Here is a 22,406-nt window from a genome sequence, read left to right on the forward strand (position 1 = left end):
TTCACCGTCCCTTGCCCAGCACCGTCACGCAACTGGCGCCGGACTCCAGGGTAGTCCCGCCCTGACTGTGAGCAAGCGCGATGCGGGCTCCCTCGACCTGGCGGCCGTCGGCCTCGCCGCGCAATTGCCAGGTGAGCTCGCAAATCTGTGCAACTCCGGTCGCCCCTAGCGGATGCGATTTAGAGATAAGGCCGCCTGACACATTGACCGGAATTCGCCCCCCGAGCGCCGTCGCCCCATCAAGGGCTAGACGCCCGCCCTCGCCCTTCGCGCAAAGCCCAAGCCCTTCGTAGTGGAGAAGCTCCCCGGCCGTGAAGGCGTCATGGAGTTCGACGATGTCAAGATCATCGGGACCGAGCCCGCTCGCCTCGTAGGCAGCCTTTGCCGCCGCACGAGTTGCCCCGAAATTCGTAAGATCATGCTGGGTATTGTCGAACATCCACGAGCCGAGGCCTGAGCCCAGGATCCAGATCGGCTTGGCGCCAATGCTGCGCACCTTTTCTTCAGACACCAGCACCAAAGCGGCCGCGCCCGACCCGTTGCGGCAGCATTCCAACAATGTCATCGGCTCGGCGATCGGTCTGGATGCCAAGACCTCGTCGCGAGTAACCCTATCGCGAAAGCGAGCGTTCGGGTTGAGCGAGGCATGGCGACGGCTTTTGACTGCGATTTCGGCGAACGCTGCACGCGGCGTGTCAAATTCGTGAATGTGGCGCTGGGCCGCCATCGCGTATTGAGCGGGAGCAATATTGCCGAGCGTCTGTTCGATATCCGGGTTGAGGAAATTGATTAGCCCACGGCCCATCTTTTCCGCGCCGATCACCAGGGCCGTTTCGAAGACACCGTGGGCGATCGAGAGGAATGCTTCGCGCACTGCCGTTGACCCGCCAGCGCAAGCATTCTCGATGTTGGTGATAGGTATGTCGGCGAAACCGAGACCGCGTAGAATGCGCTGCCCCAGGACTTCTCCCTGGTAGACGTGTGAGACGAACGCGCTCTCGATCTGATTGCGCGCAAAGCCGGCATCGCGCATTGCGCTGATGACTGCGGGGCGGGCGATTTCTTCGATTGTCTCATTCTCGTATTTGTCGAACGGCACCAGACCCACGCCGATTACCGCCACGCCACGCCGATTTGACTGGCTCATGATATGCTCTCCAAACCTTCTGCCTTGCGGTAGCGCGGCCCCTTCGCTGGCCGCCCCGCGCCATCTGTTCGAAGCGGGGCAAGGGTGAGGATCACCGGATCGCCGATATCGGGTGCGCCCTCGCCTGTCTGCAAATGAGCAAACACTCTGATGCCCTCGGTCACATCGACATAGCCGACCACATAGGGACCCTCGAAACCGGGCGCGGCGGCGTGGATGACAGTGCGGGTATAAACCACTCCGCGCCGACCAAGGGCTGTGGCCTTCATCGAATTCTCGGTCCAGCAATGGGGACAATGGCGCCGTACGCCTAGGGCTACAGTTCCGCAGTTGCCGCAAGTTGCGCCCTGGAGATATGGCCCGTCCCCGTCCTCGCCGTTAACAGCCGGCAGAAGGTCGTTTACAACGTCAGACATCGGTATTGCTTCCTTTAGTTGCTGAGCTTCGCCCGGCACTCTTCCCACACGCTGAATTTCTGATCTTTGACGACCAAGGGCGTGAACACCTTGCCCAGGGCCTCGCGGGTTTTCGGATCGAAGCTGATAGCGCCGCCGATGCCTTGATATGGCTTCATATCGAGGAGGGCCTGACGGATGCCGTCACGCTTGAAATCGCCAGCCTTGATGGCTTCGGCAAGGATATGCATGCCGTCATAGGCCTGCACTGAAAACAGGTTGGGATCCTGGTTGAATTTTTGCCGGAACTTTTCCATGAAACTCGTGACCTTCGGGTCGGCCGAGCTCGGGAAGAAGAGCGTGTGGAGATAAAGGCCATTGGCTGCCAGTCCGGCGACATCGATCAGGCCCGTCGAATGGGCGCCGGACGATCCGATGAGAGGTATCTTGCCAAATCCGGAACGCTGCGCCTGCTTCAATACGAGCGCCAGATCGTCATACTGGCTGCCGAACCAGATTGCGTCGGGATTGCTGCTCTTGGCCTTTGCCAGCACGGCCGTGAAATCGATGCTCCCGGAATCGTAGGATTCTTCGGCCGTTACAGCGACGCCATTGGAAGCAAGGGCCTTCTTGAATTGGGACGTCATGGCAAGCGCCCAGTCGTTGTTGAGGTGGACAATGGCTACGCTTTTGGCGCCGAGGCAGGTCGAGACAAGGCGCCCCAAGGCAGGCCCTTCCGCTTCCTGCGTGGTCGAATTGCGAAAGATGTAGTCACCCTCCTTGGTGAGGTCAGGGTGAGTGGCCAGAGTGATCAAGAACGGCAGTTTGCCGCGTTGAGCGACTGGCGCGGAGCCGAATGTGGCGGTACTCGTCGCACCACCGACCAGAGCCACCACATCGGGATCCGACACAAAGCTCTGCGCGACATTGGCTGCGTCCTTGGGACTGCCCTGGTCGTCGCCATCCACCAGCACAAGCTTGCGCCCGCCGATGCCGCCTGCGGCATTGATTTCCTCAACGGCAAGGCTGGCGCCGCTCTGAACATCCTTGCCATAGGCGGCCGCTGGCCCGCTCAGCGGCGCGACCAGGCCGACTTTCACGTCTTGCGCCTGCGCGGCGCTGGCAGCGGCCAGCAATCCGCCCAGCATTGCCAAAACTAAATGTTTTTTCATGCGTCTCGCTCCCTTTTTCCGCGCCACCCCTTGCGACCTCGCCGGGGGCTTCAGCTCTTTTGCTTTTTCCTTTGCAGAAACTGCTGCAGGCCCTTTTGCGCTTCCTCCGATTCCAGAACGAGGTTCGATAACGCCCGTTCAAGACGCAAACCTGTGTCGAGTGACCCCTGCAGCCCCAGGCGAACAGCTTCCAGCGTGAAGCGGACGGCGATGGGGGAGTGCTGCGCGATGCGCGCTGCAAGGTCCAGGGTCCGGGGCAGCAGATCTGCAGCCGGCCAGACATGATTGACCAGGCCAAGGCGATGGGCTTCCGCCGCCGGGATAGGATCGCCCGTCAGCAAGTATTCGTAGGCAATTCCCAGCTCGATCAGCCGCGGCAGCCTTTGGGTGCCACCAGCTCCAGGAAGATGGTCGAGAGCGATTTCCGGCTGCCCCAAGAGCGCCCCTTCGCATGCGGTGCGAATATGGCAGGTCATCGCGAGTTCCGTGCCGCCGCCCAGGGCAAAGCCGTTGATCGCGGCAATTACGGGTTTGGGCGAGGTCTCTATAATTCTTAGGGTGTCCTCCCAGGCAGCCATCGCGGTATCGGCCTCAAGGCCGACATGCCTTGACATCTCGGCTATGTCGCCGCCTGCCGAAAACGCGACGTCGCCGGTACCCGTGATAATGATCACGCGCCGTTCCGCGTCCGCGATCACGTCCGATATGCAGCGGCCCAATTCCCGCATGGTTGGGGTATCGAGCGCATTGCGGACCGAGGGGCGGTTCAGCTTCAAGACCGCGCTTTGTCCGACATTCTCGCGCAGGATCGCAGTCACGCTGGAGCCCCTTCGCGATGCTTGATGCCGTGGAGCACGAGATCGACAATTCCCGCCTGTACGCCTTCGACGCCGTAGCGACCGACCGACCACTGACGCAGCGGCCACACCTCGCAAAGCATCGCGAAGAAGTTGGCGTATAAAAACGGGTCGACAACGCGGAACTCCTTGCTTTCCACGCCTTGCGCAATCATCGACCTGAAAAGATCGATGTAGGCGAACATGTGCTTTTTCACCTTCTCCCGGGTCTGGGGCTGCAGCGAGCGCGTCTCCCTTGTCATCAGGCGGACCTGCGCCTGGAACCGGTCGAATTCAGCGACATTGGCGGCCAGTGCGGCCGCTAATCTGGCCGACGCGGTGGCGGCTCCCAGTGCGGAGAGCTGCACGCTGTTTTCCACTTGGCCGAGATAATCGTCGAAGATCGAGACCAGGATATCGTCCTTGCTTCGCAAGTATTGATACATTGTCGGCACCGGCATTCCGGCCTCCTGCGCGATTTCCCGCATGGCGGAATTGGCGAAGCCTTTTTTTGAGATCACCCGAAAAGCTGCCTCCAGGATCTGTGCCCGGCGACGTTCAGCACCGACGCGGCGACTGCCGCCCTGTTCGGAGCCCTTATCCGCCCCCGGCTCGGCCGGGGTCATCGCCATTTCGGAATTTGCATCTCGTGCGGGCTCTTGGCCTCTGCGGGGCAGCACCATCTGGGTCTGCGTCACGATCGCCAAAGTTGACCCCCGGTCGTCTTTGATCGTGGTCTGCCAGACCATCGTAGTCCGGCCCACATGGACGGGAATGGCTTCGGCGACCAGCCTTCCGATCTTGCCCCCTCTCAAGAAGTTGGTCTTCGATTCAATCGTGGTCGTGGTCGTGTTCTCAGGCAGGTTCAGCATTGTCCCGTGAGCGGCAACAGCATCCGCTAGCGCCATCATTAGCCCGCCATGGACGCGCTCATCGGAAGTAAGGTGGCGCTCGTCCGCATTGAGGTGGGCCACCACCTGGTCCTTTTCCGCCGAAATCAGGACCAGCCCAATATGGGCGTTGAAGCCCGAAAAAATTGTCTGCAGCATTCCCTGGAACCCGAATGAACGTTCAGTCGACGTTATCAGGAGGGAATGTGCGCAAGTCAAGCCCTATGGACTGATTATTGGACCATTATTAGACATGGATAGTTAGGGCGCGTTATCCGCCATGCCTTTTAAGTGCAGGATCACTGACGGTGGATGCTTTAGGCCAAACCCGACAAGACCGGCGGGCCGTTCAGGCGGCCATGACGCCTGTGACGCCACGGCGCCAATAGGCTGCGGCAAGGGTCTCATCGCGACCAAGCGAAAGCGTTTCGCGCCAGTGTTCGCGCACGAGGCGCGCTGCGGTCCCCTCGGCGGCGAACCATCCGAAAGTCGAGCCGGTTCGCGGCCAGGACACCGTGCGTATGGCATCCGCCAGCCGCATGTCCTCACCTGCCGGCACGCCGTTACGCGGCAGCCAGGACAATTCGATACCGGTTTTGTTGTCGATCGCGTGTCGCTCGCCATCGTCAGCAATTTCGACAAACGCAATACCCTTGGTCTCGGCGGGCAAGGTCTCCAGCAAGCGCGCCAATGCTGGCAGGCCTGTTTCGTCGGCGCCTAAGAGAAACCACGAAGCCCGTCGAACCGGGCGGCCGAGCGGCCCCATGACCCCGAGCTTCTTCCCCGGGGCTGCCCGGGCGGCCCAAGCAGAACCGACCCCTTCGCCTGGATGGATCAGGAAATCCACCTCGATCAGGTCACGTCCCAAGTCGAGTTTGCGGATGGTGTAGATGCGCGCCGTTGGGCGTTGCGCGTCGGATGGCCAGACGGGCAAGCCATTGGCGCCGAGTGAGGGCCAGATAGGATCGGGCATATCCTGGCTCGGAAACAGCATGCGCAGGTGCATGCCGCCAAATTTGCCGAAACGCGCTAGATTCTCCCCGCTGAAGCGGATCCGGCGCATGTTCGGCGTTAGCGCGTGAACGTCGACAACCTCCATTTCGCGGAATTGGGCAAGACGGGTGTCGTCAGCGAGATCGCCGCTCCAGCTGATCTCCAGGCTTTCCTCCTTGGCGTACATTTCGACGGTGGTTGCAAGCAGGTCCTTGAGGCGGGCAAGCCCGTCGCGGTCGCTGGCCCTTGCCCGCATAATGAGCTTGCTCATGTCGAATGTTGCCTCGCCAAAGGCGAAGCGAAAGTCGACCCGTCCCTCGCGTTGCGTGGCTTCGGCATCGTAGCTTTCAAGCCTTTCGCGGATACGGTCGATATAGGCAGGCAGGTTGCGGAGATTTAGCCGTGCCTCGCAGTTGAGCTCGATCGTTCCTTCGTCATTCATGTTCAGCACCTGGTTATTTCTATTTGCGAGCCCTTCGAGGCGCGCCTGTCTGCTCGCCGCTCCCGCGGTCAAATCGGAAGTTGAAGATGTTATCTACAGCCAAATCAAGCTCGGAATTTTCGTTAATGGTCCAGTTGGCGAAAATGTAGACCAATCGAGAGTCGATCTAAGCGGACTGCGCCAACTGCGACTAGGATACGGTTGAGCTACCGGTGAGCAGGTCGCCAGCCAGCGTCTTTTGTTGCCCCAATCCCCTGCCAGTTAAGCGGTTTTGGGTCCGCCGATGGGCCATGCGCAGCTGGTCTTCTCATGAATCGCCACTCGCGCGTTGGAAAACCAATACACAAGGGTCCCCGACTCGGCACACGTTCCGCGACTCTGACGCGGGGACGCCACAGCCACAAAATATTTGCCAATGCAGAACGAATTAGCTAATATCAAATAAATGGAGGCCTCCCGGTGAACGAATACAATTGCGATGTCCTGGTGGTCGGCTCAGGGGCGGGAGGCCTCGCGACGGCGGTTACGGCCGCTCATCATCGGCAAAACGTGCTGGTGGTCGAGAAGGAACCAGTGTTTGGTGGCACCACGGCCCGTTCCGGCGGCTGGATGTGGGTTCCCGGCAACGCTCCTGCCAGGCGCGCCGGCGTGCAGGACAGCGCCGAAAAAGCACGTATCTATCTGAAGCACGAAGCGGGGAGGCACTTCGACGCTGCGCGCGTCGATGCGTTCTTGAGCGAGGCGCCGAAGGCTGTGGATTTCTACGAGCAGAACACCTCGCTCCAGTTCGACCTTGGACCCACATTCGCGGACTACCACCCCGATGCTCCTGGCGGAATGCCGGGCGGGCGGTCCATCGTGGCCAAGCCCTTTGACGGACGCGAGTTGCGCGGCGAGATCAAACGCCTGCGCCCCCCACTTCAGGAAATAACCTTCCTTGGAATGATGATTGGCTCGGGCAAGGAATTGCTCCACTTCTTCAATGTCACCCGCTCGCCCGTTTCCGCTTTCTATGTCGCAAGGCTGTTCCTGAAATTCCTTCGTGACATGGCTTTCCACGGCCGTCCCATGCGGCTGATGAACGGCAATGCGCTTATAGGACGCCTTGCAAAGTCCTGCTTCGATCTGAAAGTGCCAATCTGGACCCGATCGGCGGTGCGCAAGCTCTTAAAGGATGACCGTGGTCGTATCATCGGCGCGGAGGTAGACACGCCCACGGGCGCCGTGAAGGTTCTTGCATCAAAAGGCGTGGTCCTGGCGGCCGGCGGCTTTCCGCAGGACCCTGTGCGCCGCAAGGCGCTGTTTCCGCACGCGCCCAGCGGCTATGAGCATGCCTCTCCGGCACCTCCTGGAAACACTGGCGACGGCCTGCGGCTGGCGGAGGCCGTGGGCGCAACTGTAGATGATACGCTGCCGCACGCGGCTGCGTGGGTTCCGATCTCGCGGCCGGTCAAGACCGATGGTACGCTTGGGACCTTCCCACATTTTGTTGATCGCTCAAAACCCGGTGTTATTGCCATCACCCGATCCGGCCGCCGTTTTGTGAACGAGGCCGAATCATACCATGACTTCTGCCAGGCCATGTTCAAGCGCTGCACCGAGGAAGGCAGCGAGGTTTGCGCCCACTTTATCGCCGATCATCGAACGTTCCGGAAATACGGCCTGGGCTACGCAAAGCCCGCGCCCGTTCCTTTCGGGGCGCAGATCAAGTCGGGCTACCTGATCAAGGGCGACACCATTGCCGAACTGGCCTGCAAGATCGGCGCCGATCCGGTCCGGCTCGAAAAGACAGTTCAGATGTTCAACACTTACGCTAGGAAGGGCGAGGATCCCGAGTTCGAGAAGGGGAGCACGGCTTATAACCGGTCGCTGGGCGACCCTGAGCACAAGCCAAACCCCTGCGTTGCCCCGCTCGAAAGAGGTCCGTTCTACGCGGTCAAGTTGGTGATTGGCGATCTCGGAACCTTTGCTGGAATCCGTTGCGATGAAAAGTCTCGTGTTCTGGACGAGAAGGGCAAGCCTATCGAAGGCCTGTTTGCGGCGGGCAACGATGCCGCGAGCATCATGGGCGGGAATTATCCCGGTGGCGGCATCACGCTGGGACCGGCCATAACGTTCGGCTACATCGTCGGCAAGTATCTTGCAGGCGCGAACGCATGAGAACACTCCGGGAAGGCCATCTGGTTGCCACAGAACGGGCAATTTGCGCCATGGCAGAGGAAGAGGCGTCCCTCCTTTCGGTTGACATTCGATAATCGTGACTTAGTATGCAAATAGCTAATCGTAACGGAGTGAGAATCCAATGACAGATCCTCATCACAACATGCCGGTCGCGGACGCCGAGGTCCGTGCCAGGGCGTTGCGCGAGGCCCTTGAGGATAAAGGCTTGATTTCGGCCGAGTTTATCGAGAAGTGGAAAGACACTTTCGACGGCTGGGTGCCGGAGAACGGCGCCAAGATCGTGGCTAAGGCCTGGACCGATCCGGACTATAAGGAGCGTCTCCTGAACGATGCCGCGTCAGCCGCCGGGGAGCTCGGGTTCGGCGGCGTCGAAGGCGGTTTCATCACCGCGCTCGAGAATACCAAGGATCTGCAGAATGTGATTGTGTGCTCGCTATGCTCTTGCACTGCATGGCCGATCCTTGGCCTGCCGCCGGAATGGTACAAGAGCTTTGAGTATCGTTCGCGAATTGTGCGCGAGCCGCGGCAGGTGCTGAGCGAACTGGGCTTCGATGTTCCTCAAGAAATCAAGATCCGGGTTTGGGACACAACTGCCGAGACCCGCTATATGGTGCTTCCGCTGCGTCCGGAGGGCACCGAGGATTGGACAGCCGAGCGGCTTGAGCGGATCGTCACCAAGGAAACGCTTATTGGCACCGCTAACCCGGATCCAAACAGCGCAATTGTTAGCTGACGCCAGCTGCGTCCAGAACGACGAGAGATTTCGGAGGCTAAAAATGGACGGCATCGCCGATATGGGCGGCAAGCAAGGCTATGGCCGCCTTCCCGAGCAACGCGACAACCTCCCCTTTCATCACGACTGGGAGCCGCTTGCCTACATCGTGGCGATCCTTGCTGCGGAGAAGGGCTGGTGGACCTTCGATAGCGGCCGCCACGCGATCGAGCGCATTCCGCCCAAGGACTATATGCGCGGCAGCTACTACGAGAGGACGCTGGTGGGACTGGCAGCACTTTATGTCGAGCACGGCCTGGTGTCGCACGAGGAGCTCGAAGAGCGCGCCGGCGGCAGGGGAAGTTTCCCGCTGTCGACTCCAATTGGCGTAGGCAACGCGAGCCGCCCCCATCGGCCGGATTTCAAGGTCGGTGACAAGGTCATCGTGACAGGTGTGTCCCCCACCGGTCACTGCCGCGCGCCCAAATACTGCCACGGCAAGCGCGGAGAGATTGTAGGGATCGCGCCGAAGGCACACTTCCCGGGCGAAATCGCGCACAAGATCGAAGCGGCGCACGAGCACACCTACCATGTCCGGTTCGAGGGCTCTGAACTGTGGAGCGAGGTCGAGGACGGCTCCTCGGTCGTCGTGGATCTTTTCGCCAGCTACCTCAATCCGCTGAATTGATCCCTTGCGGACGCGACCATTCGGCGGTCTTTGCCTATCAAGAGCCGCCTAATCTCTAGGATGTGGCAACGGCGATGACGAACGGTGCCGAATTTCACCGGGAAGCCGTGCTTCCTGTGACCGTGTTGTCCGGTTTTCTTGGCGCCGGCAAGAGTACTTTGCTGAACCACATCCTGCGAAATCGCGAAGGGATGAGGGTTGCCGTCGTCGTCAACGACATGAGCGAGATAAATATCGACGCATATGAGGTGAGAAGTTCGGCTGTTCTCCATCGCACGCAGGAGAAGCTGGTCGAGCTCACCAATGGCTGCATCTGCTGCACCTTGCGCGAGGACCTGCTGGAGGCTGTGGCAGACCTCGCAGGCGCGAATAGGTACGACCACCTTGTGATCGAGTCGTCGGGGATTTCCGAGCCGATCCATGTCGCCGAGACCTTCTCTTTTGTTGGGACGGCCGCTCGCCCCCTTTCTGATCTTGCTCAGATCAGCTCGATGGTCACGGTGGTCGATGCGGAGCGCTTTCTGTCCGACTATTCGGACACAAAAACCTTGCGGCAGATCGGACAGGCGCGTGACGCTGAAGACGAGCGCACGCTTGGCAAATTGCTCGCGGAACAAATCGAGTTCGCGGATCTGGTCCTAATCAACAAGTGTGACTTGGTCGACCAACACACGATAGGCGAAGTCAGGTCGGTGATCCGTGCGCTCAATGCCGGGGCTGAGATCATCGAGGGTACAAGGGGCGACATTCCCGTCGACGAGCTTTTGAGCAAACGTCGGTTCAGCCTCGAACAGGCGACGCAAGCGTCCGGCTGGATGCGGCAGATGCGGGGGCAAGAGACACCTGAGACAGAGGAATACGGAGTTTCGTCTTCCGTCTACAAAGCGCGTGTGCCGTTCCAGCCTCGCCGCTTCCTCAGCCTTCTTGAAAGGGATTGGACCAATGGACGACTGCTGCGCGCGAAGGGGTACTTCTGGCTGGCCAATGAACCGACCGATATTTACACACTCGCTCAGACCGGCGGAACGTTTTCATACGAAAAGACGGGGCGTTGGTGGAAGTTCGTTGCACCCGAGCTCTGGCCCGATGATTACCGCAAAGAACACATTCTGAGTCAGTGGGACGAAGACAGCGGCGATTGCAGGCAGGAAATCGTGTTCATTGGCCAAGGCATCGACTTCTCAGCGCTGTATTCCGAACTGGACAAGTGTCTGTTGACGACCGACGAAGTGCGATCAGGCGTCAGGGAATGGCAACGATACTGATCAGAGCTGCTGTCTTTGCATCCCGGTCGCGCCGCGGAATATGATTATGCTCGCAAACACCGACAAATCGATCACCGACGCGCCACGACATGTAGTCCTGATCATGTATGAGCAGGCGAAACTGCTCGATATCACCGGACCAATGCAGGTGTTCAAGGATGCTTGCGAAGTTGATGGCCGTCCTGCCTATTCCGTGACGCTTGCCTCACGAGAGGGTGGTCAAATTAGGACTGATGCCGGCGTGGCTCTCGCAACGGAAACCATCGAGCAGGCGATGGCCAGCGATGTTGACACCTTGCTCGTGATGGGCGGGACGCCTGCGGATTCTGCTTTAGCGACCCAGTCTTTGCGAGCGTGCCTTGCCCCCTATCTCAACATACCGCGCCGTATAGGGTCGATTTGCACCGGTGCGTTCATACTTGCCGAACTTGGCGTCCTCGATGGGCTGGAAGCCACGACACATTGGGGCAAATGCAAAAAATTTGAAGGCCTGTACCCCGAGGTCAAGCTTAGGGCCGATGCGATTTTCGTCTCGTCTGGGAGAGTTTGGACGTCAGCAGGCGTGACGGCCGGCATCGACATGGCGCTTGCGATGGTTGAACACGATCTGGGCAATGCCGTCGCTCTCAAGCTTGCACGTGATCTTGTGCTGTTCCTGAAACGACCAGGTGGGCAGTCGCAATTCAGTGTGGAACTACAGCAGCAGCTACGCGATGCCCGCGGGCGGTTCGAGGACCTGCATGGTTGGATACGCTTGAACCTGGATGGAGACCTGTCGGTCCCTGCACTGGCGGTCGCGGCCAAGATGAGCCCGAGAAATTTCGCCCGTGTTTATGCTCGCGAGACAGGTGAAAGCCCCGCGAGAGCTGTTGAGCAAATTCGCGTCGAGGCAGCGCGCAGGCTTCTGGAGACGGCTCCAGACTCCGTAAAACAAATAGCCTACCGGATCGGTTTCGGCGACGATGAACGGATGCGACGAGCGTTCCTCAAGGCGTTCGGTGTCTCACCTCACGATTATCGCAGCCGATTTGGGCGTGCGTTACACTAGTGGGTTCCCGGCGGATTGTTTCCATCGACGGCCATGGTGCCTGGGCCTTTTCCTGGGACGCAACATTGCCTCTGGGATTGTGCGAACGGACACTCTGAGCATTGCGGCTTTCGGCGGTAAATGAGGGCTGTTTGTCATTGGAGCCAACAGTGGCGCCAAATATCCTCCGGGCCAAGACACGCAGAGCGCGCCGCTTACAGATTCGGGCTGGTTTCATTGAATGCAGACGGCGCCTGGCGCTGGTTCGTGAACTTATTTGAATTTGAGAGGCCTTTTTGTCCAACCAAACTCCAGTCGCCGCGAGGCGGGACTTTTTGCGGACCATGGCTCTGTGCGCGTGCGGCTGCAGCGGGCTTCTGGACCAGACTAAGAACCTCCTGGCGGCAGATTGCGGCGACGCGGATAGAGGAGACGTAAAATTGTCCGACAAGAAAATCGGCACCCTCGCCTGGGCGAAGGAAACAGGTGGCCGCCTACATCCCACCCAGCTTGAGGCAGTGATGCGCGAGATGCTGAAAGCGCAAGCGAGAGCCCTCGCCGATGTCAGCAAACCGGCACGCGAGGCGATAGCAAAAATGGATCTGGACCTGATCCGGATTCCGGACAGCGCTTTGGCGAAGAAGGTTGAAAGCCATGTGTCCAAACTGTCCCCCGCGCCGCTGACGAACCACGTCTACCGAACCTTCTATTGGGGTGCCCTCTTGGCTCAGGCGGATGGGGTTCGCATTGAAGACGAGGAGCTCTTCTACGTGACATCATTGTTGCATGACCTCGGCGTCACCGATCAGCACAGATGCGCGCACGATCACATCGGCGACTTCTCCGTCGATAGCGGTTTTGCTGCGCATGATTTTCTGGTGGGCGAAGGTGTGGAGGAGGAGCGAGCCGAGGCAGCCGCGCAGGCCATCATCTTGCACGTGCAGATAGTGGGGGAGGAATTTGGCACGATGGCCAAGTATCTTCAGGACGGGGCCTGGACGGACCTTTCTTGCCTGCGCGCCAGCGAAATTCCAGTTGGACAGGCCAAGCGCGTCTTCAAGCAACATCCTGCTCTCAACATCCGTGAGATGTTTGGAGCATTCGCGATGGAGGAAATCACCAAGCGACCGGACACGCGGTTTGCTGTGGCAGCGCAGGCGGGGCAGCATGTCGGCGCTCCGCAGCTCTACCCGTGGCCCGATAGGCCGGAGAAGATCGGCTGACACGGCCTTTCGCGTCGCGGGACCGCAAGCAGCCTGAAGTCGCACTGATCCACTTCGGGGCACATGTCGACGTCATGGGCTTGTGGATCGATGAAATACCCCCGGCCTTATAGACGACACGCTGGCTCTCTATCCGGGCTTGGGGATGAAGGCGGCGTTCACCGAGGCGCTCGCGGAAGTTGCCAGGGCCAAATCCCATAAAGCCATAGGGTCCGGCGTCGCCGACATCGGGCACCGCCTTGTTCACGGCTTGCAGATCCCGAATGTGTGCGATCTCGTGCATGGGCTCCTTTTGACAGTTGAGGGTCTGGTCGCGGCATAGCATTGCCACGGTCCACGTTTGGCGGCCTTCAATTTGATCCACTGCGCACCTTGGTTCGGGCGCGCGGCACAAGGTGACCGGATGGACGGAAGCGTCAGTGTTAAGGTCCTTCGATCCGAGAACGCCTTAGGCCATTCTGCGATCAGGTGCCTGAGGACTGCGGTGAACTGATCCTGAATTGCAGTTGGAGCCTTCGGTATCGGGTCTGTCACCGCAACGACTGGCTGGCCATGCGGCGCCATCGAACTGTCGCGAGCGATAGACCAGGCTTTCAATTTCGGAGCCGTCTGGCGACCACCGCCTGATGTCGCTCAATGAGGCCGGCCAGCGCCGTCCTAGCACGGACACGAGCCCTCCTATTTCGCACGAACCGGCTCGCCACATGGTGAGCGAGATAGATGCCGCATATCTCCCAAACGAACTGGTCGACATCGGTGTCAGTGGACAGATCCCCTTCCGCAACCGCATCAGACACGACTTCGACCAACATCGCTCGCCATTGCGCTTCGAGTTCGCGGACATGGTCCCGAACTCGTCCGTCCAAATCATCCAATTCGAACAGCGCGGCTGACAGTGGACAACCACCGCTGAGGCCTGCTCGGGCAGGCCAGCCCAACCACAGTTCGAGTAACCTATGTAACCGAGGCAGCCCGGGCGCCGCTCGCATCGCCGGTTCGGCCACCCTGCGGCCTATCACGCTCACGAATTGATCGAGCAACTCGAGTTGCAATTCTTCCTTGGATTGAAAATGGGCGAAAAGCCCGCTTTTGGACAGCCCTGAGGCGTCGGCGAGCTGGCCAAGCGTGACGGCGGAAAGACCAAAGACACTCACTTGGTCAAGTCCGACGCGCAACAATCGTTCTTTGGTACGGCTCCCTTTCATCGCACGATGAATGGCCATCAATGCCGCTATGGTCAAGCGGAATGCGAAAAAGGATCTCTTTGACAGCTCTGTCGCCATAGAAGTAAAGCGTTGGAAACATTGGCGGCGACGCGAAGCACAACCTACTGCGGCTGCGCGATGTCGAAGCAATGAGCACGGACTCGGCGGCCAACAAAGCGAACCTCCCTCACAGACTTCAATTCGCGCCAGGCTCCTTCTCTTGGTCAGGCGCCGCAACCGCGAGTGCTTGGCGAATCACCCCGAGATCGCCAATATGATTGAACAGGGTCAGGATCAGCCTGGCGTTAAAAGCATGGCTCTGCTCGTCGGATAGCCCCTGGTGGGCTTCGATCAGCGCGGCATATGCTTCGTCAGCCTCGGTTAGATTCCGGCTCGTCTTAAGATATGACATGGCGCCCGAGGTCCTCATTGTTGGACGGGAGGCATTCTTCCCGCTGGCAGTCTGAGCCAAGAATGTCGAATGAGGCGAGATAGATCTTGAGATTGCGCTGAAGGAACGCCTCAACCGACAGCCATCAAGGAACCTAGCCTGTGATCCCGCACGCCCGATGCAATGCTGCTCGGACGGCCTGCAAATCGAACCGGCTCCATCGCCCTGCAACATGCTGGTCGGGACGAATGAGATAGACACCCTGGGTTTCCAGTCCAAGATAGCGCTCGTCGAGCTGCGGATGCCTGCCCCGTGGTACGGCGATGTGGTTCGCCCCTAGCGTTTCTGAACCCGCCGGCGCTTCGGCACCGATGTAAAGCAAGGCAAAGCCGTTCCCCAGAAGGTTGAGCAGGAATTCGCCGTCGAGCGGCGCGTCCGGGCAGACCGCGCCGGGACGGCTGCAGGCCGGTGCGTTTGGCAACTCGTCCTTGCTGCTAAGGGATGACCCGTCGAGAAAAGCTGGGATCGAAAGTCGCCCGGAATTCACAAACTGGCGGGCGAAATCGTGGCGCTGCGCCAGGTTCAAAACCGCGTTGCGAAAGACCTTGCTGACCCCGGATTTCGGCGTGATGAAATCGGTGGCGCGACTGGAATTTCGGATGTTCTCGTCTGCAGCGAAAGCGCGTTCGCTGTCATAAGAATCGAGCAGGGTCTGCGGCGAATGCCCTTCGATGACCCGGGCTAGTTTCCACCCTAGATTGTCGATGTCTTGCAAGCCGCCATTGCAACCACGCGCACCGAAGGGCGACACTTGATGGCATGAATCACCGACGAAGATGATGCGCTCGTGCCGGAAGCGTTGCATGCGACGGCACTGGAACGTGTAGATTGATGTCCAGATGATTTCGTAGCCGATCCCTATCGGCCCCAGCATGGCGTCGAGCCGCCGGCGCACATTTTGCTCCTCCAGTTCATGCTTCCGGTCGATGTTCCAGCCGATCTGAAAATCGATCCGCCACTCACCATCAGGCTGCTTATGCAGCAATGCTGAATCGCCGGCGCCCACGAACGGCGGCTCGAACCAAAAACGGCGTTCGGTGGGGAAGTCCGCATCCATGCGGACGTCGGCGATTAGGAAATTATCCTCGAACACCTCGCCGTCGAAACTGAGCCCCATGGCCTTTCGTGTGGGCGATCCGGCACCGTCTGCGACGACTGCCCAGCCAGCCTCGATCGTGTAGCTGCCGCCGGGCGTGGTGATGTCGAGTTCGACGCCATCGTCCCTTTGCCTGACCGCATCCACGCGATTGCCGCCTCGGATCTCTACCGGCGCACCCTTGTGGCGTGCCTCACAAATGCGATCGACGAGAAATTTCTCAAAATAAGGTTGCTGCAGATTGATGAAGGCCGGGAAACGGTGCCCTTCCTCGGGCAGGAGGTTGAACTCGAATACCAGCCTGTCACCGTGGAAAACCTTACCCAGATTCCATTCGACGCCCTTCGCCATCATCGGGGCTGAGACGCCAAGCCGATGCGCGATTTCCAGGCTGCGCTTGGAAAAGCAAATGGCGCGGCTGCCCTGCCCTATCCCCTCGTGGTCGTCGAGCACCACGACTTCGATGCCCTTCAGCGCGAGGTCCAGCGCCGCCGCCATGCCGACTGGACCTCCGCCAATGACGGCGACGGTATGGCGCACTGGCCGCGGCGTGTTCTGATCGGCAGAGCGCTGATACGGGTACAACCGATGGGCAATAGGATAGCGCTGTGCCAGCATCGTTGCATCTCCCCAATGCACAGCAGCCTTGCTGCGGGCCGCTCATAAAAAATTGTCCCACGGCGGCCCGACTGCAGTCAAGCGAAGCTGCGTGCCCTTCCAAAGGCGCGACGCCCTGACCGACGAGAGACGGGCTCTTATTCTGCTGCTGGCACGGGCTCGGCCGTATCCAGCGGCAAAGAGAAGTACTCCACCCGCTTCGCAGGCTTGTTGTTGAACAGCAGTCGCAGAACGTCCGGACGCGAATAGTGGCCGGCGGGGTCCGCTGCGTTCTTGGCCACGCCGATCGCGCCAAGGTCGATGGTTGCGTAGAGGAGACCCTCTTCCGCCTCGGGCAATTTCTGCGTCAATGGTGTTCCATCCGGGCCAAAGATCATGGCGTGTCCTCCGCCAGCGTGGACCAGATCTCGCTTATCGTGCGTGTCACACATCTCGTCGACCATCTCCTGGGAGATAACCGCGCAAGGCGCCAGAACGTAGCACGAGCCTTCAACCGCATAAACCTTGCTGACTGCGTTGTTGGTCTCCCAACCGAGCGCGTGGGCAAACGGCTCGTACATCGAGAAACTGGGCCAGGCTCCGATATGCACCTGTTCGTTTTGAGCATACATCGCGTATTTGGTCAGGGGCTGCAGATGCTCCCAGCAGCAAAGCCCGCCCAGGCGACCCAATTCAGACAGATCGTGAACCGCCAGATCACTCCCGTCTCCCTCGCCAAAAACTGTTCTCTCGACATGTGTAGGGCGCAGCTTACGCCGTTTGGCGATCGTCTCACCGTCGGGACCGATGAACCACTGCGCGATGTAGAGGCTGCCGCCGTCACGCTCCGAAAGCCCAAGTACGACAGTTATCTTATTGTCTCGCGCTGCCTTCGATATCTGGCGAGCCAGATCGCTGTCGTAGTGGAGCGAATTGTCGAAATAGCGCTGGACGTACCCTTTTCCGATCCCCCAGGCTGGGCTTCCCATCCAGATATGCCATGGATAGCCCGGAACCCAGGTTTCCGGGAAGGCAATAAGCTTCGCGCCCTCCTTCGCGGCTTCCTCGATAAATCCAATTGTCTTCGCGACCGTGCCTTCCAGATCCATCCAGACCGGGGCAGCTTGGACGACGGCCGCCTTATAGCTGGGATGCTTGATACCCATGGTTCGCTATCTCCTACGTTGTTGCGTCTGCGGCCTTGCGGGCTGCGCCAGCACACGCCGGCGATCTTTGAGATTGGCTGCAAAAGCTTGGCAGCGCCGAAAAACTGCCGATTAAAATGACACCTATTGGAAGTCAGTCGACTTTAAACCAATCCGCGGAATGGACTTTGCCGAGCAGGAGCCAAAACTTGGTTCAGACGGAGTCTGGCGGCACGACCGTGCCGAAATGGCCGGTTAAAATGGATGGTAGAATGATTCTTGCTTTGGCAGTTGCACGCAATAAGCTATCGTCTGGTGACGTTGTCGAAATCGAAGTCGCTGGGCGGCTTCAGTTCTGGACCGTTCCGAATGCTTGTCGGGCAGACAAGTGCCATAAACCAATCGATCTTCGCGTCAACGGCAGATATACCCGTTCGCGAGCGGTTTGCGTTTTGGCATGATGTCGTTAGCCGCAACCTTCTGGATCTTGACTATCAACTGGTGGGAAACCGTCATTTTGATGCTGCCTACCACGGCACGCCGATCAATGACCTTCACCTCTGCCGCATTCAGGCTTCCCCGCACTTGGCCGAGCGAGCCAGTCCAGGAATATCGAAATCGACGAGTTCCACACTCGTGTTCAATTTCGTGCTCTCGGGCACTTTGATTGCGGAGCAGGATGGGCGCGTTGCTCGGCTTACGGCGGGCGACGGCGCTATGTGCGATGCCGACCGGCCCTACCGCCTGCATTCAGACGAGCGCTTCGACATCGCCTGCATCAGGATGCCTAAGAATGTGCTAGCCGGTCGGATCGGCCACCTTCACCGCCTGTCGGCTCATAATCTCAGCGAGAGAAGCCAACTTGCCCCGATGGCGTTTGCCTACCTGTCGCGTCTGGTGGACCGCGCCCCCGGGCTGGGACCCAACGCGGCGGAGAAAGTCTGCCAGAATTTTACTGAGCTCCTGGTCTCCATGGTTGCGGAGTTCGCAGAATCGAGCCCCTCTCTCGTTACGGAATACAAGGGGCTCGCGTTGATGAGGGTGAAGGCGATGGTCGAGCGTTCGCTCGGCACTTCGGGCGCGAGTCCCGCGACGATCGCGGCAGAGTTGAAGCTGTCGCAGAGATATATAAATCAACTGCTCGAAAACGAAGGCACTTCGCTGTCCCGCTATATGTGGAGCAGACGCCTCGAGCGCTGTGCCGAGCAGCTGAGAAGTTCCGCTTTGCAGGGCCGCAGCGTGACACAGATTGCGATGGAAAACGGCTTCAACGACCTTAGCCATTTCAGTAAGGCATTCCGGAACCGCTATGGCGCCTCACCGCGCCAGTACCGCGACACAGCTTCCGCAGAAGCCAGAGTTAAGCCATCGACACAAGCTGGCGAGCCAAAGCACAATTCGGTGATCAGCCCATCCGGCCAACCTCCCCGCGCCGACCCTTGGGAGCGCAACTACATTTGATCGGCCTCGGAACAATACGACCGATCGTGCGTTTCTGCGCCGGACAAAGGTTTGCACGCCGCAGCAGGATGCGCGGAGCCCCCTTGGAGAGGATACAACAATGGCCAAAACAATCCTGATCACCGGCTCCTCGAGCGGCATCGGCCGAGCAACAGCCACCTTATTTCAGGAGCGGGGATGGAATGTCATCGCGACGATGCGCAGCCCCGAGAAAGAAACGCGCCTTGGCGAGCTGGAAAACGTTTTCATCACTCACCTGGATGTCACCGATGTTGCCTCAATCGAGTTGGCGGTCAAGGCTGGCATCGATCGTTTCCAAAAAATCGACGTACTGCTCAACAATGCCGGCTTTGGCGCATACGGCCCGTTGGAGGCGACGCCGCTGGAAAACATTAGGCGTGAGTTCGATACCAACGTCCTCGGTGGACTGGCAACGACCAAAGCTGTTCTCCCGCACTTTCGCGCCAACAAGCAGGGCGTAATCGTGAACATCTCCTCGATCGGTGGAAGGTTCGCCTATCCGTTCGGCGCGCTGTACCACGGCAGCAAGTTCGCCGTTGAAGGCGCCTCGGAAGCGTTGAGCTACGAAGCGTCCGCAATTGGTGTGCGCGTAAAGATAGTCGAGCCCGGCATGGTCGCGACCGGGTTTGGCGCTGCGTTGGATTTCAGCAACGACGAGAGCCTGACGGAATATCAGGATGCGATTGGAAAGCTGATGACGGGTTTCGAGAAGGCTCAGAAGAGTGCCTCTCCTCCAGAGGCTGTAGCCGAGGTGGTCTACGAAGCTGCTACCGACGGCACCGATCGGCTTCGGTATGCAGTTGGGGCTGATGCAAAGACGGTGCTTGCCGCTCGCAAGAGCCAGGACGACGCAACGTTCTTAAGGGGCATTCGCGACCAATTCCGGCTCTGATGAGCCGCAGCCCAACTCGGAGACAGTCATGTCTGATCGTTTCGCTGGGAAGACTGTGTTGGTCACCGGAGCGGCTGGCGCTCTGGGGCAAACCATAGCCGGGGAGGTGCGCAACAATTCTCTTTTTGTCGCGCTGGACGTTGCGGATGAGGCGAGCTGGGCTGCCGCAGTCGCGACTATTGAGGAGCGCGCCGGACCAATATCGGTGTTGATCAACAACGCCGCAATGATTGCCTTGGGTGGTATCGAGGACGTCAAGCTCGACGAATGGCGCAGGGTGATCGACACCAATCTGACCGGTGATCTGCTTGGCATACGGGCTGTCGCACCCTCTATGCGCAAGCTTGGTGGCGGCTCTATCGTTATGGTTTCGTCGATCGCCGGTCTTCATCCAACTCCTGGACTGGTTGCCTATGGCTGCAGCAAATGGGCGCTACGGGGCCTGGTGCGAACCGCGGCGTCCGAATTGGCTAAGGACAACATCCGTGTCAATGCGCTCCATCCTGGCATCATCGAGACGCAGCTGGCCTACGACAAAGACGGTAGGCCGCTCGTTCCTGTCGACAAATTCGCGATCCCGCGCAACGCTACGACCGACGAGATCGCAAGGTATGTCCTGTTCATCGCGTCTGAGGACGCCCTTTTTCGACGGCATCAGAGTTCGTCGCAGACGGCGGCTACGCACTTGGACCTATCCGCGGGTGATAGTGCCACAGCTCGGCTCGTCGCCGGGCGGCTGGCAGGATTCGAGGGCAATATGTCCTTTCAGTCGGGCGGGAAAACTGAGAAAATGCGCCTGCGTGCTGCACGTCCTTTGGACTGGGCCGCATGCGGTCTGCTCGCCATGTCCTTGCGAAGGCCGTTTTCCCAAACGACTCAAGAGGTAACAACATGTCTGAGAGACAGGATGTCCTTCGTGTAAATGGCGTCGAACTCAATGTTCTCGACGTCGCAGGAGGAGCCCCTACATTGGTTTTCCTTCACTACTGGGGTGGCTCCAGCCGCACGTGGAAGCCCACCATCGAGGCTTTGTCCTCTACCAACCGCTGCGTTGCCATCGACTTTCGCGGCTGGGGCGATTCGACCAAGGAAGCAACCGATTATGGATTGGAGACCCTTGCCACCGACGTAGTCGCTGTCACTGAAAAATTGGGCCTGAAGAACTACCTCATCATCGGCCATTCAATGGGTGGCAAGGTCGCCCAACTCGTCGCTGCGCGACAGCCTGCAGGATTGAAAGGCCTTATCCTATACGCCCCGGCACCGCCAAATGCGATGGACGTCCCAGCAGACGTCCGGCGGATTTATGTGGGCTTGTATCAGACGCGCGAAGGTGCCGAGACGGTCGTTAGCAACCTCACTCCGCATCCATTGTCCGACGAGTATCGCGAACAAATTATCGAAGACACTTTGCGTGGATCACCGGGCGCAAAGCATGCTTGGCCCGAGAAGGGCATGATTGAAGATATCCGTGATAAAACCTCCAAGATCAAAGTACCCGTCCATATCATCGCCGGAGGCGATGATACCGTCGAGCCTGAAGCATCCCTTCGCGACAACTTCACAAAAGTGCTGGAGGGCGTAACATTCAGCGTGATTCCGGGCGTCGGTCACATCGCGCCGCTTGAAGCGCCTCTTAAGCTGGCCAACGCAATCCTATTAGCGCAGGCCCGCCAATAGCGGGCCTGAGGTCCACAGGCTTATACCGGCTTGAGCACTTTTCTTCCCGACGTTTGGCACACCACCGGCTTTGAATGCTGAACATCATAACCAAGCTGGTAGGAAAGCGCGTGGGTGGCCATCAGCAACGCCTCGACACAAGGACTGCCAATTGAAGTGCCAAGCCATTTTCCGGGTCCGACGAGGGAAATCGCCAACCGCATCTGGCCAACATGATCAAAGACCGGTGCCGCAAGTGCCCCGAGGCTCGGTGCGGGCTGGCTTGCGATCGTGGCGAAGCCATTGCACCTAATTTCGGAGAGCGTTTCTTTGGATAAAAACTGAGGACTGCCGATCCTGCGGCTCGGATTTTCCTGCTTTCGCTCGTTCCGGATAAAGTCACGAATTAATCCTTTCGCCATGAAGGCAGCGAATACCCTCCCGCTTGCCGTACCAGTTACAGAATACACGCTGCCCAAACGGGTGTTGATGTTGAATTGGTCACGGCTTTCGTGGACCTGAATGACAGTCGGACCGAATGAACCCCACGTGAGGACTATTACCGTCATCGCCGTCGCACTGGCGAGTTTCAGTGCCTGTTCATGGGCCATGCGCGCGATGTCGAACCTGCCCATCCTGCTGATTGCAAGATCCAGTGCGAATGGTCCCAGCCGGTAACGGCCCGCCACGGCTTCCTGCTCGATCAACCCGAGCTTGCGAAAGCTGACGAGATAGGCGTGGGCTTGGGACGGTGCGATTCCTGCTTGCCTGGCGAGATCCTTAAGCATCATCGGCTCGCCCTCGACCACGAGAGCGAAGAGAAGGCGCGCTCCGATTTCGATTGAGTGGACGCCCCGCCCGTCAGGCTTCATGTCCGGACCCGCTTGGGCATGCCCGCACTTCCAACA

At 59.2% G+C, this 22,406-nt stretch carries 22 protein-coding genes; 10 read left to right on the top strand and 12 right to left on the bottom strand.

Annotated features, from left to right (window positions below; translation table 11 throughout):
* Position 1: 1 nt before the first annotated feature.
* The 6 genes from LB558_RS07585 to LB558_RS07610 all read right to left on the bottom strand — a co-directional run bounded on the left by LB558_RS07585 (position 2) and on the right by LB558_RS07610 (position 5,875).
* Entirely contained in the window at positions 2–1,147 is a 1,146-nt protein-coding gene (locus tag LB558_RS07585; RefSeq protein ID WP_224696965.1) for a thiolase family protein, read from the bottom strand.
* Complete coding sequence (locus LB558_RS07590) at positions 1,144–1,416, bottom strand: Zn-ribbon domain-containing OB-fold protein (RefSeq protein WP_224696966.1); 273 nt, start codon at positions 1,414–1,416, stop codon at positions 1,144–1,146. The genes LB558_RS07585 and LB558_RS07590 overlap by 4 nt, the downstream gene beginning before the upstream one ends.
* A 161-nt stretch (positions 1,417–1,577) precedes the next feature.
* Positions 1,578–2,714, bottom strand: coding sequence for an ABC transporter substrate-binding protein (locus LB558_RS07595; RefSeq protein WP_224696967.1), 1,137 nt, complete (start codon positions 2,712–2,714; stop codon positions 1,578–1,580).
* Positions 2,715–2,764: 50 nt separating this feature from the next.
* Positions 2,765–3,532 carry an enoyl-CoA hydratase/isomerase family protein gene (locus LB558_RS07600; protein WP_224696968.1) on the bottom strand — a complete coding sequence of 256 codons (768 nt, stop codon included), beginning with the start codon at positions 3,530–3,532 and terminating at the stop codon, positions 2,765–2,767.
* Positions 3,529–4,599, bottom strand: a complete 1,071-nt coding sequence (locus LB558_RS07605) for a hotdog fold thioesterase (RefSeq protein ID WP_224696969.1) — start codon at positions 4,597–4,599, stop codon at positions 3,529–3,531. Before LB558_RS07605 ends, LB558_RS07600 begins: the two co-directional genes overlap by 4 nt.
* Positions 4,600–4,789: 190 nt before the next feature.
* Entirely contained in the window at positions 4,790–5,875 is a 1,086-nt protein-coding gene (locus LB558_RS07610; RefSeq protein WP_224696970.1) for a siderophore-interacting protein, read from the bottom strand.
* A gap of 459 nt (positions 5,876–6,334) precedes the next feature.
* Between LB558_RS07610 and LB558_RS07615 the strand changes: the two genes are divergently transcribed.
* From LB558_RS07615 to LB558_RS07635, 5 genes are all read left to right on the top strand, one after another.
* Positions 6,335–8,035: an FAD-dependent oxidoreductase gene (locus LB558_RS07615; protein ID WP_224696971.1), complete on the top strand. Its 1,701-nt coding sequence runs from the start codon at positions 6,335–6,337 to the stop codon at positions 8,033–8,035.
* A gap of 142 nt (positions 8,036–8,177) precedes the next feature.
* The gene (gene nthA / locus LB558_RS07620; protein WP_224696972.1) at positions 8,178–8,789 is read left to right on the top strand and encodes a nitrile hydratase subunit alpha; all 612 of its coding nucleotides are present in this window, start codon (positions 8,178–8,180) and stop codon (positions 8,787–8,789) included.
* 43 nt (positions 8,790–8,832) lie between these two features.
* On the top strand, positions 8,833–9,456 hold the full coding sequence (gene nthB / locus LB558_RS07625) for a nitrile hydratase subunit beta (RefSeq protein ID WP_224696973.1): 624 nt from the start codon (positions 8,833–8,835) through the stop codon (positions 9,454–9,456).
* Positions 9,457–9,530: 74 nt separating this feature from the next.
* The gene (locus tag LB558_RS07630; protein ID WP_224696974.1) at positions 9,531–10,721 is read left to right on the top strand and encodes a GTP-binding protein; all 1,191 of its coding nucleotides are present in this window, start codon (positions 9,531–9,533) and stop codon (positions 10,719–10,721) included.
* A gap of 46 nt (positions 10,722–10,767) precedes the next feature.
* Positions 10,768–11,769 (top strand): GlxA family transcriptional regulator, encoded by a 1,002-nt coding sequence (locus LB558_RS07635; RefSeq protein ID WP_224696975.1) that lies wholly within the window; start codon positions 10,768–10,770, stop codon positions 11,767–11,769.
* Here the strand turns inward: LB558_RS07635 and LB558_RS33170 are convergent.
* Positions 11,766–11,891 carry a hypothetical protein gene (locus LB558_RS33170; protein WP_412033451.1) on the bottom strand — a complete coding sequence of 42 codons (126 nt, stop codon included), beginning with the start codon at positions 11,889–11,891 and terminating at the stop codon, positions 11,766–11,768. The genes LB558_RS07635 and LB558_RS33170 overlap by 4 nt on opposite strands.
* Positions 11,892–12,188: 297 nt before the next feature.
* Between LB558_RS33170 and LB558_RS07640 the strand changes: the two genes are divergently transcribed.
* Positions 12,189–12,971 (top strand): hypothetical protein, encoded by a 783-nt coding sequence (locus tag LB558_RS07640; RefSeq protein ID WP_224696976.1) that lies wholly within the window; start codon positions 12,189–12,191, stop codon positions 12,969–12,971.
* Positions 12,972–13,564: 593 nt separating this feature from the next.
* Here the strand turns inward: LB558_RS07640 and LB558_RS07645 are convergent.
* From LB558_RS07645 to LB558_RS07660, 4 genes are all read right to left on the bottom strand, one after another.
* Positions 13,565–14,212 carry a TetR/AcrR family transcriptional regulator gene (locus LB558_RS07645; protein WP_224696977.1) on the bottom strand — a complete coding sequence of 216 codons (648 nt, stop codon included), beginning with the start codon at positions 14,210–14,212 and terminating at the stop codon, positions 13,565–13,567.
* Between the two features lie 160 nt (positions 14,213–14,372).
* A complete protein-coding gene (locus LB558_RS07650) occupies positions 14,373–14,588 on the bottom strand; it encodes a DUF2783 domain-containing protein (RefSeq protein ID WP_224696978.1) in 216 nt (71 codons plus the stop codon).
* A 133-nt stretch (positions 14,589–14,721) separates the two neighbouring features.
* Positions 14,722–16,341, bottom strand: coding sequence for an FAD-dependent oxidoreductase (locus tag LB558_RS07655; protein ID WP_224696979.1), 1,620 nt, complete (start codon positions 16,339–16,341; stop codon positions 14,722–14,724).
* A gap of 137 nt (positions 16,342–16,478) precedes the next feature.
* On the bottom strand, positions 16,479–17,486 hold the full coding sequence (locus tag LB558_RS07660) for a carbon-nitrogen hydrolase family protein (protein WP_224696980.1): 1,008 nt from the start codon (positions 17,484–17,486) through the stop codon (positions 16,479–16,481).
* A gap of 258 nt (positions 17,487–17,744) precedes the next feature.
* On the opposite strand from LB558_RS07660, the gene LB558_RS07665 reads away from it, so the two are divergent.
* The 4 genes from LB558_RS07665 to LB558_RS07680 all read left to right on the top strand — a co-directional run bounded on the left by LB558_RS07665 (position 17,745) and on the right by LB558_RS07680 (position 21,519).
* Positions 17,745–18,926, top strand: coding sequence for a helix-turn-helix domain-containing protein (locus LB558_RS07665; RefSeq protein ID WP_224696981.1), 1,182 nt, complete (start codon positions 17,745–17,747; stop codon positions 18,924–18,926).
* Between the two features lie 100 nt (positions 18,927–19,026).
* Positions 19,027–19,839 (top strand): SDR family oxidoreductase, encoded by an 813-nt coding sequence (locus tag LB558_RS07670; RefSeq protein WP_224696982.1) that lies wholly within the window; start codon positions 19,027–19,029, stop codon positions 19,837–19,839.
* Between the two features lie 28 nt (positions 19,840–19,867).
* Positions 19,868–20,761: an SDR family NAD(P)-dependent oxidoreductase gene (locus LB558_RS07675; RefSeq protein ID WP_224696983.1), complete on the top strand. Its 894-nt coding sequence runs from the start codon at positions 19,868–19,870 to the stop codon at positions 20,759–20,761.
* Positions 20,731–21,519 (top strand): alpha/beta fold hydrolase, encoded by a 789-nt coding sequence (locus LB558_RS07680; RefSeq protein ID WP_224696984.1) that lies wholly within the window; start codon positions 20,731–20,733, stop codon positions 21,517–21,519. The genes LB558_RS07675 and LB558_RS07680 overlap by 31 nt, the downstream gene beginning before the upstream one ends.
* 20 nt (positions 21,520–21,539) lie before the next feature.
* On the opposite strand, the gene LB558_RS07685 is transcribed toward LB558_RS07680, so the two are convergent.
* Positions 21,540–22,370: an IclR family transcriptional regulator gene (locus tag LB558_RS07685; protein ID WP_224696985.1), complete on the bottom strand. Its 831-nt coding sequence runs from the start codon at positions 22,368–22,370 to the stop codon at positions 21,540–21,542.
* Positions 22,371–22,406: the final 36 nt, after the last annotated feature.

It is taken from the genome of Mesorhizobium sp. CO1-1-8 (assembly GCF_020164875.1).
Lineage (GTDB): Bacteria > Pseudomonadota > Alphaproteobacteria > Rhizobiales > Rhizobiaceae > Mesorhizobium.